Here is a 15,032-nt window from a genome sequence, read left to right as displayed (position 1 = left end):
AATACTCACTGTTAAGTTGACTGACTGATCAAGCCTGCCGTTCCGAATAGGAGACGAGCGTAAACGGTTTGGAATTGGCCGGTAACTGGAAATGACTTTGCCCGACCTGCAGCGCAAAGGCTTCGATCAGGGACGTCTGTTCGCTGTTATCCAGGCTAAGCTGCCCGGTGGTCTGATCGATGAGTTCAAGTTGCCAGGCCATCAATGTAAAGCAATCCTTCAAAGCGCCCAACGCTTGCTCATGCAGGTCGATGTGGGTGTGGGCGAGGTTCAGCAAACCGTGAATATGCAGGGAAAATTCCGACACGGCTTCCAGCGCCAGAGCATCGGCCCGGCTCGCCAGCTTGAGCAGGCTGCTGAGCATGCAATCGATTGCGTCCTTGTCATTGCTGATCAATTGCAGATGGCTCAGGCACTCCTCAGATTTGGCCAGGAGGGTTTCCGCTTCGACCAGAAACTCCGGTAAACGCTGAGCCCACTGCTTCGGTTTGTTCGGCATGCTTATCTCCACAACGTCATGGCAAATGAGGGGATGTCGCGTATGTCGATGAGGACGTTCAACGTCCCGACGTTGCCATGCCGGCATGAGATCGCGCTCCCGCAGGCCTGAGCGAAGGCTTGGGAACTCGAGAGGGTGGATGGCCACTTACCTGCGATCGCACACAAAAGCCTGACTCCGTTCATGCAATGAGAATGGCGTCACATTAATGGCTATTGGATATCGCGAATATCAGGTTGGGCCTGATTGTTACTAGGGGAATCCCTTACGCTGGGGAACTTAACGTGTAAACCGTAGTCGCGCGACAGGCAGTAAAGCAGATGGATCGCAGAGGCAGTAAACCATGATGTTAATGTGACATCAATGATCGATCGTCGCATTTTGTCTCAGGGTCAAGATTTGGCAACAACAGCCGATAACCCTCTTTAGTGAATTAATCAGAACAAGCCCAGGAGTCATTAATGGCCGGCATTCTCGACACGGTAGACCAACGCACGCAACTGGTGGGTGAGAATCGCCTGGAAATTCTCATGTTTCGCCTGGCCGGCCGGCAACTGTTTGCGATCAACGTCTTCAAAGTGCAGGAAGTGCTGCAACTGCCCAAGCTGACCCTGATGCCCCAGCGCCATCCATTCGTCTGCGGCGTGGTCAATTTGCGCGGCCAGACGTTGCCGGTGATCGACCTGTCCCAAGCCATTGGCATGCGTCCGCTGATCCCGAGCCCGACCAGCACGATCATCGTCACCGAGTACAATCGCTCGGTGCAGGCGTTCCTGGTTGGCGGTGTCGACCGCATCGTCAACATGAACTGGGAAGCCATTCTGCCGCCGCCGAGCAGCGCCGGTCGCCAGCATTACCTCACGGCGATCAGCAAGGTCGATGATCAGTTGGTGGAAATCATCGACGTCGAGAAAGTCCTGGCCGAAATCGTGCCGTACAACGCCAAGGTCTCGCGCGAAAAACTCGACGATCCGGTACTGGAACGCGCCCGTGGCCGTGAAGTGCTGTTGGTGGATGACTCCAATGTCGCGCTGTCGCAATTGCGCGACACCCTGGGCCAGTTGGGTGTGAAAATGCACATTGCCAGCGATGGTCTGAAGGCGCTGAACATGCTCAAGGCCTGGGCGGATACGGGCGTGTCCATGACGGACAAGCTGTTGATGGTGTTCACCGACGCAGAAATGCCGGAAATGGACGGCTATCGCCTGACCACCGAAATCCGCAATGACCCCAGATTGCGCGGCCTCTATGTGGTCCTGCACACCTCCCTGTCGGGCAGCTTCAACGACTCGATGGTGAAGAAAGTCGGCTGCGACAACTTCCTCTCCAAATTCCAGCCGGACAAACTCGTCGACGTGGTGCGCCAGCGCCTGATGCTCGACGAAGTTCCGGCCTGACGACGGTGCGGCTGGCTGGCAGTCATGTCAGCCTTTGATTCGGTGACAAAGCTCGTATAGGGTGGCCTCTTTTGACCATCAGGGAGCTGGCTATGTTGCGTCTGAGCGCGCTTTACCGTTATCCGTTGAAATCCGGCAAGGGCGAATCCTTGCCACAAGTCGGCCTCGACAAACTGGGCCTGGACGGTGATCGACGCTGGATGCTGGTGGATGAGGCGAGCGGACGCTTCCTGACTCAGCGGGCGGTGGCATCTTTGAGCCAACTGTCGGCATTGTGGAATGCTGATGGCGGCTTGACCCTCAACGCCCCGGGCCGCTCGCCGATCGACATCGCGTTGCCTTCCAGTAACGCTGAACTGCGTGGCGTCACCCTATGGCGCGACTCCTTGCGCGTGCCGGATGCCGGTGACGAGGCGGGCGCCTGGGTCAGTGAGTTCGTTGGTAAACCGACCCGTCTGGTGCAGGTTCCCCTTGATCGAGCGCGCATGACCGAGGCCGGTTACGGCAAGGACGATGATCAGGTGGCGTTCGCCGATGGTTATCCATTGTTGCTGATCGGGCAGGCGTCACTGCAAGATTTGTCGCAAAAGGTCGGACGGCCCCTGGAAATGCTGCGCTTTCGACCGAACCTGGTGATCGAGGGCAGCGAAGCCTATGCCGAAGACAGCTGGAAGCGTATTCGCATCGGCGATGTCGAGTTCCGGGTGGTCAAGTCCTGCTCACGCTGCATTCTGACCACCATCGATCCGCAAACCGGTGAGCGCAGCGATGATCGGGAGCCACTGGCCACGTTGCAGAAATACCGTGCCGAGGCCGACGGCGCGATGTTTGGACAGAACCTCGTCAACGACAGCAATGGTTGTCTTGAAGTCGGGATGCCGGTGACGATCCTCGAATAAAAGGCAGTGAATAAAAAATGCCCGTGTCCAAAGACACGGGCATTTTTTTATCGCTATGAAAACCCGGGATTTAGCCGCGGTATTCACACAGGTAAGCGGTGTCGACGGCCACTTTCAGTTGAAACTTGCTGTTGGCAGGCACGTTGAACTGGCTGCCGGCCGCGAAGGTTTCCCAGTCGTTGTTGTCAGGCAGTTTGACGGTCAGGGCGCCGCTGACCACGTGCATGATTTCACGTTGGCTGGTGCCGAATTCGTATTCGCCCGGAGCCATGACGCCAATAGTCGCAGGACCTTCAGCGGTGCCAAAGGCGATCGACTTGACGGTGCCGTCGAAGTACTCGTTGACTTTAAACATGGGCGATTCCTCGAAAAGGGCTAAAAAGGGCCGGCCAGTATGCACAAGGCCTTGAGCGCCGTCACCACTCTAGGTGGGCAGAGTCAGCGGTAATAAGCGAGCTGTATTGCGCGCATCTTCCAGCGCCCGGTGTTGCTGCCCGTTGAATTGCATGCCCGCCAGTTGCAAGGCGCCATTAAGCCCCAGCGGGCGCTCCAGGCGCCGGGCCTTGGCAAAGCGCTGCTTGAGGTTCATGTGTGGCACCCGGCTCAAGGCGCTGTCGAGTTGCAAGCGCTCCCATTCCTGAACCAACTGTTTGCGATCGTAGTCGCCCCAGCTCGCCCAACCCTCCAGTCGTGAGTGGTGCTGGCCAAGCCAACGCTCGAAGGCCGGCCAAACCTCGGTCAGCGGTTGCGCGGTATCGATATTGCCTTGGGTGATGTGCGTCAGCTCCCGGCAAAACGGTGTCAGCAAGGGCCGACGCAACGGCCGCACGAAACGCTGGAAGTGATCCAGCTCGCGACCTTTGCGGTCCACCAGGGTGGCACCGATTTCGATGATTTCCATTTCAGTGACTGGCCAGCCACCTTCATCGGTGGTGGCTTCCAGATCTATCACCAGCCAGTGAGGCATCGCAGGTTTCCTGGTATCCGCGTCCTGATAGGGCTTGAGCGTAGCCAAACCCGGCGGATCCGCCTAGCGGCTTATTCGACCTCCAACAGAATCTGACGATTTTTGACCTGATCGCCGACCTGAACCTGCAAGCGTTTGAGCACGCCGTCGATGCCCGACTTGAGCGGATGCTCCATTTTCATGGCTTCGAGCACCACCAATAGCTGACCTTTGCTAACGATGCTGCCCTCACTGACCAGTACGTCGACGATGGCGCCGTCCATCGGTGCCTTGAGCGTGCCGGAGCTGGCGCTGGCTTGGCTATTGACCGCAGCCTGGGTCCGATCCAGCAGTTTCAAACTGCCGGGGCGGGCGAACAGCCACAGCTGCCCGGCCTTGAGTCGATAGGCATGACGCTGGCGGATGCCGTCGATTTGTAGCGTTGCCCAGAGTCCGTCGCACCGGATGATCTTCAACTCAAGCAACTGCCCGGCGACTTGAATCCGAAACGACCGGTCAGGCATGGCGTTCAGTTCCACCGCCCAGTCCTGATCATTCAGACCGACGCGATAATGCAAGGGCACGCTGGCATTGTTGCGCCAGCCGGCCAGTGGTGCCGGGTGAACCTGGGCCGACGCTTGATAGAACAGCGTCGCTGCGATGGCCAGTTCAGCAACGCTCGGGACATGCGCCTGCAAGCACGGGTCGTCAGCGAAGCAGGTCGGGATGAACCCGGTGCTGAAATCGCCGCTGATGAACTGCGGGTGTTGCAGCAGACCGGCAAGCAGGCGCTGATTGCTTTGTACACCCAGCAATACGCTGTCCTGCACCGCGCGCAGCAACTTGCGCCGAGCCTCTTCGCGGGTTGCTCCGTGGGCGATGATTTTGCCCAGCATCGGGTCATAGAACGGGCTGATGTGCTGGCCTTCGATCAGGCCATAATCAATCCGCACACCGTTGTGCGACGCCGGTTCCCACGCCGTGACTTGACCGGTCTGCGGTAGAAAGTCTTGAGCGGGATCTTCGGCGTACAACCGCACTTCCATGGCATGCCCGTTGAGCTGAACCTGCTCCTGTCGCAACGGCAGCGGTTGCCCTTCGGCGACGAGTAATTGCCAGGCCACCAGGTCCAGCCCGGTGATCAGTTCGGTCACCGGGTGTTCCACTTGCAGCCGGGTGTTCATCTCCAGAAAGTAAAACTGCCCCCGCGCATCCAGCAGAAATTCCACCGTGCCGGCGCCGACGTAATTCACCGCTCGGCCGGCCTTGAGCGCGGCCTCGCCCATGGCCTGACGCAATTCGCTGGTCATCACCGGGCAGGGCGCTTCTTCGATGACTTTTTGATGACGGCGCTGGATCGAACAGTCGCGTTCGCCGAGGTAGATCAGGTTGCCGAGCTGATCGCCGAACAGCTGGATTTCGACATGACGCGGGTCGATCAACGCTTGTTCGAGGATCAGTTCGTCGCTGCCAAAACCATGCTGTGCTTCGGAGCGTGCAGTGCGCAGTTGTTCCAGTAACTGGCTGGCATCCTGCACCAGGCGCATGCCACGTCCGCCCCCACCGGCACTGGCCTTGATCATCAGTGGGTAACCAATGCGTTCGGCCTCGCGACTCAGGGTTGCGTCGTCCTGTTCGGCGCCTTGATAGCCCTTAACGCAGGGTACACCGGCGTCGATCATGGCGATTTTCGACAAGCGTTTGCTGCCCATCAGTTCAATGGCTTCGGGGCTGGGGCCGATGAAGGTGATGCCAGCGTCGCGGCAGGCAAGGGCGAAGCCGGCGTTTTCCGAGAGGAAACCGTAGCCGGGGTGGATCGCGTCGGCACCGGTGCGCCGGGCGGCATCGATGATGGCCGGGATGTTCAGGTAAGACTGTTGCACCGGGGCCGGGCCGATGTTGACGGCCTCGTCGGCTATTTGCACGTGCAGGGCGTCGGCGTCGACGTCGCTGAAGATGGCGACGGTGCGATAGCCCAGGGCCTGGGCGGTGCGCTGGATACGGCAGGCGATTTCACCGCGGTTGGCGATCAGGATTTTTCTGAGTCCGGGCATGAAGGCTTTCCTTGATATTTGCGGTGGATGTGATGGCCTCTTCGCGAGCAAGCCCGCTCCCACATTTGAATTGCGTTCGAATGTGGGAGCGGGTTTACTCGCGAAGCTTTTAGGTGGCCCACCCCGGTTTTCTTTTTTGCACAAAAGCCATGGTCCCTTCGATGCCTTCCGCCCCCGTCACCGCTTCGCTAAACCACTGCGCCGCGTCATCCAGCAGCGCATCCGACGGTTGCCCGGCACTTGCCAGCAAGAGTTTTTTAGTCGTTGCATTCGCCCCCGGCGCACAACACAGCACATGGGCGAGGATTTCATCGAGGCGTTCAGCCAGCGCTTGCGCATCATGTTCGACAAAGTGCACCAGGCCCATCCGCCGAGCCTGTGTACCATCGAAACGCGCGGCGGTCAGCGCCAGGCGCCGGGCCTGGGTCAGGCCGATGCGCTGGACCACAAACGGGGCGATTTGCGCGGGCAGCAATCCAAGGCTGGTTTCCGGCAAACCGAACTGCGCCAGGTGATCGGCCAGGGCGACGTCACTAACACACGCCAGACCCAAGCCACCGCCCAACACCGCGCCTTGCAGCACCGTAATCACCACTTGAGGCGCGTGTTGCACCTCTTGCAGCAGCGCGCCGAACGCCCGGTTCAACTCGCGATAGGCGTTTGGGCCTTGGGCGCGTGCGTTGGCCATGTCCTTGATGTCGCCACCGGCACAGAAATGTCCGCCGGCACCGCCGATCACCAAGGCCCGAACCGTACGATCATCACGCACCGCCGCAAGGACCGCGCGCAGTTCGGCGACCATGTGCAGACTCATGGCATTGCGACTTTCCGGGCGATTGAGGGTGATGTGCAGCACGCCGTTATGTGACTCCAACAGCAGCGTCTGGCAATCGGGCAAGGTGCTCATTTCTTTTTCCCCGGCAGAATACCCATGAGTTTGCAGATGATCCCCAGCATGATTTCATCGGCGCCACCGCCAATCGACACCAGCCGCACGTCGCGGTAAGCGCGGGCCACCGGGTTGTCCCACATGAAGCCCATGCCGCCCCAATATTGCAGGCAGCTGTCGCTGACTTCCCGGCCCAGGCGCCCGGCCTTGAGCTTGGCCATGGAGGCCAGGCGGGTGACGTCCTGGCCTTTGATGTATTGCTCGGTGGCCTGATAGACCAGCGCCCGCAGGCATTCGATTTCGGTTTGCAGCTCCGCCAGACGGAAGTGGATCACTTGATTGTCGATCAGCGCATTGCCGAAGGTTTTGCGTTCCTTGCAGTACTCGATGGTGCTGTCGACGCAATACTCCAGGCCCTTGATCATGTTTGCCGCGCCAAACAGGCGTTCCTCCTGGAATTGCAGCATTTGCATCATGAACCCGGCGCCTTCATGGCCGATGCGATTGCGCTGCGGCACACGCACATTGTCGAAAAACACCTGGGCAGTTTCCGAACTGCGCATGCCGAGCTTGTCCAGATGCGAACTGAGGCTGATGCCGGGCGTGTTCATCGGCACCATGATCAGCGATTTGTTGATGTGCGGTTTGTCGTCTGACGTGTTGGCCAGCAGGCAGATGAAATCAGCGCTGGGCGAGTTGGTGATCCACATCTTGCTGCCGTTGATCACGTAATCGTCGCCGTCCTTGCGGGCGGTGGTTTTCAAACCGGCGACGTCGGAGCCGGCACCGACTTCGGAAACACCGATGCAGCCGACCTGTTCGCCGGTAATGGCCGGGCGCAGGAATTCTTCACGCAGCTCATCGGAGCCGAAACGGGCGAGGGCGGGTGTACACATGTCGGTCTGCACGCCGATGGACATCGGAATACCGCCGCAATGGATGGTCCCGAACTCTTCGGCCGCGACAATCGAATAACTGTAGTCCAGCCCCATACCACCGAATTTTTCCGGTTTGGAAATTCCCAGCAGGCCGAGGTCACCGGCCTTGCGGAAGATCTCGTGGATGGGGAAACGCCCGGCCTTTTCCCATTCCTCGACGTGGGGGTTGATCTCGTGATCGACGAACTGGCGGACGGTGCGGCGCAGTGCTTCGTGTTCCTGGGTGAAGATCATTTTTATTGTTCTCCTAAAGGCCGGTCTAGAACCTGGCGACGCCAAAACTGTTGGTTTGCAGCGGCCGCACCTCGGCCTCGTGACAGATATCCAGCAAGTATCCGAGCAATGTCCGCGTGTCTCGCGGATCAATCAGCCCGTCGTCCCACAGGTTCGCGCTGCCGTATAGGGCGGTGGACTGGCTGTCGAGTTTCTGCGCGGTGACCTGTTCCAGCATGTCGAGCATTTTCGGGTCTGGCACCAGACCGTCCTTGAGTTGTTTGGCCTCGGTGACGATGCGCAGCACCTTGCCGGCCTGGGCGCCGCCCATCACAGCCGTGCGGCTGTTGGGCCAAACGAAGATGAAACGCGGGTCGAGGCCTCGCCCACACATGGCGTAGTTGCCGGCGCCATAGGAGCCGCCGACGACAATCGTCAGTTTCGGCACCCGAGCGTTTGCCACCGCTTGAATCATCTTCGCGCCGTGCTTGATCACGCCTTGCTGTTCCGATTCGGTGCCGACCATGAACCCGGTGGTGTTGTGGAAAAACAGCAGCGGCGTCTGGCTCTGGTCGCAGAGCTGGATGAATTGCGCAGCCTTGCTCGCCCCCTTGGGCGTGATCGGGCCATTGTTGCCGATGAAACCGCAGGCACGCCCCTGGATTTTCAGGTGGCCGCAAACAGTCTGCTGATCGAACTCAGCCTTGAATTCGAGACAGTTCGAACCGTCGGCAATGCGGGCGATGATCTCGCGCACGTCATAAGGTTTTTTCGGGTCGTCCGGGATCAGGCCCAGCAATTCGTCGATGGGGTAGAGCGGTTCTTCCCAGTGACGTTCGGGGCGCCAGGGCAATTGATCGTTCCAGGGCAACAGGCTGACAATCTCGCGCACCTGGCGCACGCCGTCAGCATCATGCTCGGCCAGGTACTCGGCGGTGCCGGCAGTCTGCGCATGCATCTCGGCGCCACCGAGTTCTTCGTCGGTGGCGACTTCACCGGTCGCTGCCTTGAGCAGTGGCGGGCCGGCGAGAAACAGCTTGGCCTTGCCGCGCACGACCACCACGTAATCCGACAATCCCGGCTGATAAGCGCCGCCGGCAGTGGCCGAGCCATGCACCACGGTAATCTGCGGCAGGCCCATCGCCGACATCCGCGCCTGATTGGCAAAGCTGCGCGCGCCTTCGACGAAAATGTCCGCGGCGTAATTCAGGTTGGCGCCACCGCTTTCGGCCAGGGTGATCACCGGCAGTTTGTTCTCCATGGCGATCTGTTGCAGGCGCAGGGACTTTTTCAGTCCGCTGGGGGAAATGGTCCCGCCCTTGATCGCGCTGTTGTTCGCCACTACCAGCACGCGCACGCCAGACACGTATCCGATCCCGGCGATCAAACCACCGCCGGCTGCGCTGCCGTCCTTGTCGTCGTGCAGCTTGTAGCCGGCCAGGCTCGCCAGTTCGAGGAACGGCGCGCCGGGGTCGAGCAGCAGGTTCAGGCGTTCACGCGGCAGCAGTTGGCCGCGCTTGTCGAATTTCGGCTTGGCCTCGGCCGCCTTGTTCAGCAGGTTCTGTTCGAGCTGGCGCACGTGTTCGATCACGGCCAGCATCGCGTCGCGGTTCTGGGCGAACTGCGCGCTGAACGGGTCGACTTGCGATTGAATCACCGGCATGGCTTATTCCTTGTCCTTGAGCACTTCTGGCAAATACGCTCGGTGAAAACCGTTGTACGACTCGCTGTTCGTCGCTTTGTGGATCGGCCAAGCGCGTCCGCCGAGGCTGGCGGCACCGTCGATGCGCAAGGTGCTGCCACTGACAAACGCCGCTGCCGGGCTGAGCAGGAACACAATCGCCGCGCTGACTTCCGATTCGGTGCCGATGCGCTTCAGTGGCACGTGTTCGCGCAAGGTGGGGATCACTGCTTTGAACGCGCCTTCGTAGGTGTCCATGCCACTGGACGCCACCCACCCCGGCGCTACCGCGTTGACCCGCACCCCGGCGTAACCCCATTCGAAGGCGGCGGTCTTGGTGAGGTTATCCATACCCGCGCGCGCCGCGCCTGAATGGCCCATGCCGGGCATGCCGCCCCACATGTCGGCGAGCATGTTGACGATGGCGCCGCCATGCTTGCTCATGGATTGATTGAACACTTCCCGGGCCATCAGGAAACCGCCCACCAGGTTGGTGCGGACCACGGTTTCGAAACCTTTCTGATTGATGGAGGCCAGCGGCGAAGGGAACTGTCCGCCGGCGTTGTTGACCAGTCCGTGGATCGGGCCGTGTTTACGGATCAACTCGCTGACCAGGTGCTTGACCGCTTCTTCCTCGCGAATATCGCACGCGGCCCAATCCGCCTTGCCGCCGTCTTCGGCAATCTCCGCGGCGACGGCTTTCAACTTGTCGGCCTTGCGCCCGACCAGCAGCACATGCGCGCCGAGGGCCGCCAGTTCATGCGCGGTGCAACGGCCGATGCCACTGCCGCCACCGGTGACAAGAATGGTTTGTCCCGCAAACAAGTCGGCTTTGAAAATCGAATCGTAAGCCATGGCGGCAATCCTCTAATTGACCTGGTCGGCGATGCGCTGAGGCACCGGAATCTGGATCTCCAGCAGCTGCTGGGCGAAGGCTTTGCCTTGCGGGTCGATCCGCAGGCTGGCCACGCCACCGCCGCCGAGGGCGTTTTCCAGTAGAAAATTCAGGCTGTGGGTGCCGGGCAAATACCAGCGCTCCACGCGCCCGTAAACGGGGTCGAGGACGTGGCTCATCCAGTCGACGATGACCTCCGGCGTCAGCGCTTCGGCAATCCAGGGTAGGTATTCGGGCTCGCGGGCCATGACGCCGATGTTGCTGTGATTGCCCTTGTCGCCAGAGCGGGCGACCGCGAGTTTGATCAGCGCCACGCTGGCGTCGGCGCGGTCGGTGGGCTTCGGTGGGTCAAACGGGACAGACAAGTTATCCGGGTCGAGTACATCGACGGCAGGCAGGGCGCAAGGGTGGCGCAGGCCATTGAATTCAATGTCCAGCGTGCAGGCGGTTTTGTCGATAAGGAAGGAGAACAGCCGGATCAGCGGATACACCGTTGGCCGCCCACCGACGATCCCGGTCAGCCCCGGCGCCATGCCCGTTGCGGCCTGGGCTATTTCCCGGGAGAACAGGATCAAGGCCTGTTTGCTCGGGTGACGCACCGCGAGTTTGATCACCACTTCGCGGCTGTCCGTGCGCTGGCCGTGGGGCCCATAGGTCGCCTCGCTGCCGAGCAGTTCGATGTTCACTTCGCTGTAGGGCGCCCAACCGCGCTGGCGGAACATGTCCGAGGTCTTGTTAATGATTGCTTCGCTGACCCGATGCGCCTTGTCCACCGCATCGATGCCGACGATCAGGCAACTGGCGGTGCAGCGGAACCCGTCCGGGTACGTCGCGCTGACCTTGTACTGATCGGTCGGCGGCAATCCCTTGGCGCCGTGCACCTGAACCGCGTTTTTGCCTTGTTGCTGAAGTTTGACCTGAGTGAAATCGCAGACCACATCTGGCAGCAGGTAAGCCTGTGGATCGCCGATTTCATAGAGCATCTGTTCGCCGACGGTCAGTGGCGTGACCAGGCCGCCGGAGCCTTCCGGTTTGCTGACGATGAACTGGCTGTCGGCGCCGACTTCGACGATGGGAAAGCCGATGTGTTCGTAGTCGGGCACGTCGCGCCAGTCGGTGAAATTGCCGCCGGTGCATTGGGCGCCGCATTCGATGATGTGGCCGGCCAGCGCGGCTTGGGCGAGTTTGTCGTAGTCGTGCCAGGACCAGCCGAATTCATGCACCAGTGCCGCGCTGACCACGGCGCTGTCGACCACACGCCCGGTGATGACGATGTCCGCGCCCAGCCGAAGCGCCTCGACGATGCCCGGCGCGCCAAGGTAAGCGTTGGTCGATACGCAAAAGGGTGGCAGTGGCGCGCCGTTGAACATTTCATGAAGGCCAAGACTGCTCAGCTGTTTGAATTGCGGTTGCAGGTCATCGCCCAGCAACACGGCGATTTTCAGCGCGACACCGGCCTTGTCGCAGGCGGCTTGCAGGGCGGCGGCGCAGGCGAGCGGGTTGACTCCGCCAGCGTTGCTGATGACGCGGATGTTCTGCCCCGCGAGTTGTCCCAGCAATGGGCTGAGGACTTCAATGAAGTCGCCTGCATAGCCGGCCTGCGGGTCTTTGATCCGTGCGCCGGCCATGATCGACATCGTGATCTCGGCCAGATAGTCGAACACCAGGTAGTCCAGACGCCCACCCTCCACCAGTTGCGCAGCGGCGGTTGAGGTGTCACCCCAAAAGGCGCTGGCGCAGCCAATGCGAATCGTTTTAGGCACAGTCAACTGCATAGCCACCTCCCAGTGAAGTGAGTCGAGACTACCAAGCAAGCGCTTGGTTTGTAAACGCCTGAACTATCTTCTGCCCGAGCGCTTGCTTGGTTGCCCTCGCCAGCTTAAATTGCCCGCGCAACCCCGTTGTTTTAGGCGGCGAGCGGCGTATTTGATTGATCGACTGTAGGAGAGAACGGGTGGACGAGCAAAAAGCCCTGAGGGTCATGCGCGAATTGGTCGACAACGGCCAATTGACCGACCCGGACAGCGCCCGCGGCAAACTGCTGCAAGTGGCGGCTCACCTGTTCCGCAACAAAGGCTATGAACGCACCACGGTGCGCGATCTGGCGGGCGCCGTGGGCATTCAGTCAGGCAGCATTTTCCATCACTTCAAAAGCAAGGACGAAATCCTTCGCGCCGTGATGGAAGAGACCATCCGCTACAACACGGCGTTGATGCGGGCGGCCCTGGCCGAGTCCAGCAATGTCCGGGAGCGAGTGCTGGCGCTGATTCGTTGCGAATTGCAGTCGATCATGGGCGGCAGCGGCGAGGCCATGGCGGTGCTGGTGTATGAATGGCGCTCGTTGTCCGAAGACGGGCAGGCGCGGGTATTGGCGCTGCGTGATATTTATGAAGAACTCTGGCTGCAAGTTTTGGGCGAAGCCAAGGATGCGGGTTTCATTCGCGGCGATGTGTTCATCACACGTCGTTTCCTCACGGGCGCGTTGTCCTGGACCACCACCTGGTTTCGCGCTGAGGGCAGCATGAGTCTCGATCAATTGGCCGAGGAAGCCCTCATTCTCGTACTGGAAGAAAAACAATAAGGTTGTGCCAATCTGAGGAAACTGGCTAAGTGGCCGAAACCGCCTAGCTTGAATGCATTGATGCGTATTTTTTTGGGGAGTGGGTTGTTTTGATGTCTTCGCCAATCAGGACGGCTTCGCGGCTTTTGCTGGCGTCGCTTGCGGCGCTCTGGGTATTGCCGTCCCAGGCTGCGCAACTGGTGCGAGTGGGCGCGGCGCATTTTCCGCCCTATACCATTCGCCCGGAATCCGGTGTCGACACCGGCCTGCTGCCTCAGCTGGTCGAGGCGTTGAATCGTGAGCAAAGCGATTATCAGTTTATCCTCGTGCCCACTTCCATTCCCCGGCGCTTCGGTGATTTCAAGCAGGGCCGGGTCGACATGGCCATTTTCGAAAACCCGGATTGGGGCTGGCAGGACATCCCCCACACCAGCGTCGACATGGGGCTTGAAGACGCCGAGATTTTCGTCGCGCAACGCCTGCCGGATCGACAGCAGAACTACTTTGTCGACCTCATGGGCAAGCGGCTGGCCCTGTTCAGCGGCTATCACTACGAGTTCGCCAACTTCAATGCCGACCCGAAATTCCTGGCGCAAAACTACAACGCGACGCTGACTTATTCCCACGACAGCAACTTGTTGATGGTGCTGCGTGGTCGGGCCGACATTGCCTTGGTGACGCGCTCGTATTTGAGCGATTACCTGCTGCGTAACGAGAAAGTCGCCGATCAACTGCTGGTGTCCCAGCGCATCGATCAGGTCTATCACCACTACGCCATCCTGCGTCCCTCTGCGCCCATCACGGGGGAAGCGTTCGGCAAATTGCTGCAAGGCTTGCGCGACAACGGCCAGATGCTGAAGATTTTCGATCCGTACAAAATCGCCGTGGTGCCGGTGCCGCGAACCTGATATCGCGCAGCAGTATTTACACCGTTTTCTTAAATTCCCGACCCCGGCTCACGTCACATCGTTGAACTGTTGACGATTGACGTGAGCCCGACCCATGCCCGATTTGAATGATTTGAATGCGCTGGCCTTGCCTTCCGGAGGGCCGCTTGTAGCCGATGAAACCGAAAACCGCCTGCACCTCAGCCTGCGCGGCCAGCCGTTGATCCAGCTGCGCCTGACCCGGGAACCCGAGTTAGAGGTGCAGGTGGAAGAATATGTTGGCCAACCGCTCGAACAAGGCATCTGGACGGCGTGTTATTGGCTGTTTGCCCGTGATCCCGCTTGCCAACGCCTGAACTGGCAACTCGATAAAGTCCCCACCGATGCGCTGCTCAGCGGATTACTGATTGCCACTGAAATCGCTGGCCAGTACCACTGCTTGCGCACCCTGTTCTGGCAAATACCTCGGCCATGGCTGGGTGAATCGATGGTCGTCAGTTACCCGCAGCATAGGGTCATCAGCAACGGCAAGCGCCATCCGCTTCGCCCACAGAAGCCGCAAGGCGAAGTCTACCGGCGCTTTGATGCGCGACTCGGTGCCTGGATTTCCCTGCGCACGGTGGACATTGAATTGGACCTGGAGCGTTTCAATCGCTGGCAGAACAGCCCGCGCGTGGCGAGTTTCTGGCAGGAGGAGGGCAGTCTCGAGCAACATCGCGACTACCTGGAAAAACTGGCGGCGGACCCGCACACGCTGACCCTGATCGGTAGTTTCGATGATCAGCCGTTTGCCTACTTCGAAGCGTATTGGGCCAAGGAAGACCGCATCGCGCCGTTCTATGACGTCGATGATTACGACCGTGGCATCCACATGCTGGTGGGTGAAGAAAACCACCGGGGGCCTTACAAAGTGGCGAGCTGGTTATCGGCGCTGGTGCATTACCTGTTTCTCGACGATCCGCGCACGCAGCGGGTGGTGGCCGAGCCTCGAGCGGATAACGCGAAGATGATCGGGTATATGCAGGGGCAGGGGTTTTACTGCGAGAAGGAATTCGACTTCCCGCACAAGCGCGCGGCGTTGATGGTGGTGGGGCGGGAGCGGTTTTTTGATCGGTGCCGGTTGGCTTGATGCTTAGGGTTGAGGACCTTTATCGGTCTTGAGACAGCCATCGCG

General features: G+C 60.0%; 14 protein-coding genes. 5 read left to right on the top strand and 9 right to left on the bottom strand.

The features are described from left to right. Positions 1 to 28: 28 nt before the first annotated feature. The gene (locus tag NL116_RS21445; RefSeq protein ID WP_494373934.1) at positions 29 to 499 is read right to left on the bottom strand and encodes a hypothetical protein; all 471 of its coding nucleotides are present in this window, start codon (positions 497 to 499) and stop codon (positions 29 to 31) included. A gap of 461 nt (positions 500 to 960) precedes the next feature. On the opposite strand from NL116_RS21445, the gene NL116_RS21440 reads away from it, so the two are divergent. Both NL116_RS21440 and NL116_RS21435 read left to right on the top strand, forming a co-directional pair. Beyond that, the gene (locus tag NL116_RS21440) at positions 961 to 1,896 is read left to right on the top strand and encodes a chemotaxis protein CheV (protein ID WP_494373933.1); all 936 of its coding nucleotides are present in this window, start codon (positions 961 to 963) and stop codon (positions 1,894 to 1,896) included. Between the two features lie 92 nt (positions 1,897 to 1,988). Next, positions 1,989 to 2,795, top strand: coding sequence for an MOSC domain-containing protein (locus NL116_RS21435; protein WP_494373932.1), 807 nt, complete (start codon positions 1,989 to 1,991; stop codon positions 2,793 to 2,795). 70 nt (positions 2,796 to 2,865) lie between these two features. On the opposite strand, the gene ppnP is transcribed toward NL116_RS21435, so the two are convergent. The 8 genes from ppnP to NL116_RS21395 form a co-directional block, all read right to left on the bottom strand. Beyond that, a complete protein-coding gene (gene ppnP / locus NL116_RS21430) occupies positions 2,866 to 3,150 on the bottom strand; it encodes a pyrimidine/purine nucleoside phosphorylase (RefSeq protein WP_494373931.1) in 285 nt (94 codons plus the stop codon). A gap of 69 nt (positions 3,151 to 3,219) precedes the next feature. Further along, positions 3,220 to 3,762 (bottom strand): 3'-5' exonuclease, encoded by a 543-nt coding sequence (locus NL116_RS21425; protein ID WP_494373930.1) that lies wholly within the window; start codon positions 3,760 to 3,762, stop codon positions 3,220 to 3,222. A gap of 71 nt (positions 3,763 to 3,833) precedes the next feature. Beyond that, a complete protein-coding gene (locus NL116_RS21420; RefSeq protein ID WP_494373929.1) occupies positions 3,834 to 5,795 on the bottom strand; it encodes an acetyl/propionyl/methylcrotonyl-CoA carboxylase subunit alpha in 1,962 nt (653 codons plus the stop codon). 109 nt (positions 5,796 to 5,904) lie between these two features. Continuing rightward, positions 5,905 to 6,702, bottom strand: a complete 798-nt coding sequence (locus tag NL116_RS21415; RefSeq protein WP_494373928.1) for an enoyl-CoA hydratase/isomerase family protein — start codon at positions 6,700 to 6,702, stop codon at positions 5,905 to 5,907. Beyond that, the gene (gene atuD, locus NL116_RS21410; protein WP_483841231.1) at positions 6,699 to 7,856 is read right to left on the bottom strand and encodes a citronellyl-CoA dehydrogenase; all 1,158 of its coding nucleotides are present in this window, start codon (positions 7,854 to 7,856) and stop codon (positions 6,699 to 6,701) included. Before atuD ends, NL116_RS21415 begins: the two co-directional genes overlap by 4 nt. A gap of 25 nt (positions 7,857 to 7,881) precedes the next feature. Next, the gene (gene atuC / locus NL116_RS21405) at positions 7,882 to 9,498 is read right to left on the bottom strand and encodes a geranyl-CoA carboxylase subunit beta (protein ID WP_494373927.1); all 1,617 of its coding nucleotides are present in this window, start codon (positions 9,496 to 9,498) and stop codon (positions 7,882 to 7,884) included. Between the two features lie 3 nt (positions 9,499 to 9,501). Beyond that, positions 9,502 to 10,371, bottom strand: a complete 870-nt coding sequence (locus NL116_RS21400) for an SDR family oxidoreductase (protein ID WP_494373926.1) — start codon at positions 10,369 to 10,371, stop codon at positions 9,502 to 9,504. Between the two features lie 12 nt (positions 10,372 to 10,383). Beyond that, entirely contained in the window at positions 10,384 to 12,174 is a 1,791-nt protein-coding gene (locus NL116_RS21395) for an acyclic terpene utilization AtuA family protein (RefSeq protein WP_494378108.1), read from the bottom strand. Between the two features lie 191 nt (positions 12,175 to 12,365). Between NL116_RS21395 and NL116_RS21390 the strand changes: the two genes are divergently transcribed. From NL116_RS21390 to NL116_RS21380, 3 genes are all read left to right on the top strand, one after another. Next, complete coding sequence (locus NL116_RS21390) at positions 12,366 to 12,992, top strand: TetR/AcrR family transcriptional regulator (protein WP_494373925.1); 627 nt, start codon at positions 12,366 to 12,368, stop codon at positions 12,990 to 12,992. A 92-nt stretch (positions 12,993 to 13,084) separates the two neighbouring features. After that, positions 13,085 to 13,879, top strand: a complete 795-nt coding sequence (locus tag NL116_RS21385) for a substrate-binding periplasmic protein (protein WP_494373924.1) — start codon at positions 13,085 to 13,087, stop codon at positions 13,877 to 13,879. 94 nt (positions 13,880 to 13,973) lie between these two features. Further along, entirely contained in the window at positions 13,974 to 14,987 is a 1,014-nt protein-coding gene (locus NL116_RS21380) for a GNAT family N-acetyltransferase (protein ID WP_494373923.1), read from the top strand. The last annotated feature ends 45 nt before the right edge of the window (positions 14,988 to 15,032 follow it).

This window comes from Pseudomonas sp. FBCC-B1667 (assembly GCF_059133255.1).
The sequence above is the reverse complement of the archived record's forward strand: the minus strand, read 5'-3'. Positions and strand labels throughout refer to the sequence as shown.

Excerpts from the sequence above, each read along its gene's own strand:
- NL116_RS21445 (WP_494373934.1), bottom strand. The coding sequence starts at position 499 with ATGCCGAACAAACCGAAGCAGTGGGCTCAGCGTTTACCGGAGTTTCTG.
- NL116_RS21440 (WP_494373933.1), top strand. The coding sequence starts at position 961 with ATGGCCGGCATTCTCGACACGGTAGACCAACGCACGCAACTGGTGGGT.
- NL116_RS21435 (WP_494373932.1), top strand. The coding sequence starts at position 1,989 with ATGTTGCGTCTGAGCGCGCTTTACCGTTATCCGTTGAAATCCGGCAAG.
- ppnP (WP_494373931.1), bottom strand. The coding sequence starts at position 3,150 with ATGTTTAAAGTCAACGAGTACTTCGACGGCACCGTCAAGTCGATCGCC.
- NL116_RS21425 (WP_494373930.1), bottom strand. The coding sequence starts at position 3,762 with ATGCCTCACTGGCTGGTGATAGATCTGGAAGCCACCACCGATGAAGGT.
- NL116_RS21420 (WP_494373929.1), bottom strand. The coding sequence starts at position 5,795 with ATGCCCGGACTCAGAAAAATCCTGATCGCCAACCGCGGTGAAATCGCC.
- NL116_RS21415 (WP_494373928.1), bottom strand. The coding sequence starts at position 6,702 with ATGAGCACCTTGCCCGATTGCCAGACGCTGCTGTTGGAGTCACATAAC.
- atuD (WP_483841231.1), bottom strand. The coding sequence starts at position 7,856 with ATGATCTTCACCCAGGAACACGAAGCACTGCGCCGCACCGTCCGCCAG.
- atuC (WP_494373927.1), bottom strand. The coding sequence starts at position 9,498 with ATGCCGGTGATTCAATCGCAAGTCGACCCGTTCAGCGCGCAGTTCGCC.
- NL116_RS21400 (WP_494373926.1), bottom strand. The coding sequence starts at position 10,371 with ATGGCTTACGATTCGATTTTCAAAGCCGACTTGTTTGCGGGACAAACC.
- NL116_RS21385 (WP_494373924.1), top strand. The coding sequence starts at position 13,085 with ATGTCTTCGCCAATCAGGACGGCTTCGCGGCTTTTGCTGGCGTCGCTT.
- NL116_RS21380 (WP_494373923.1), top strand. The coding sequence starts at position 13,974 with ATGCCCGATTTGAATGATTTGAATGCGCTGGCCTTGCCTTCCGGAGGG.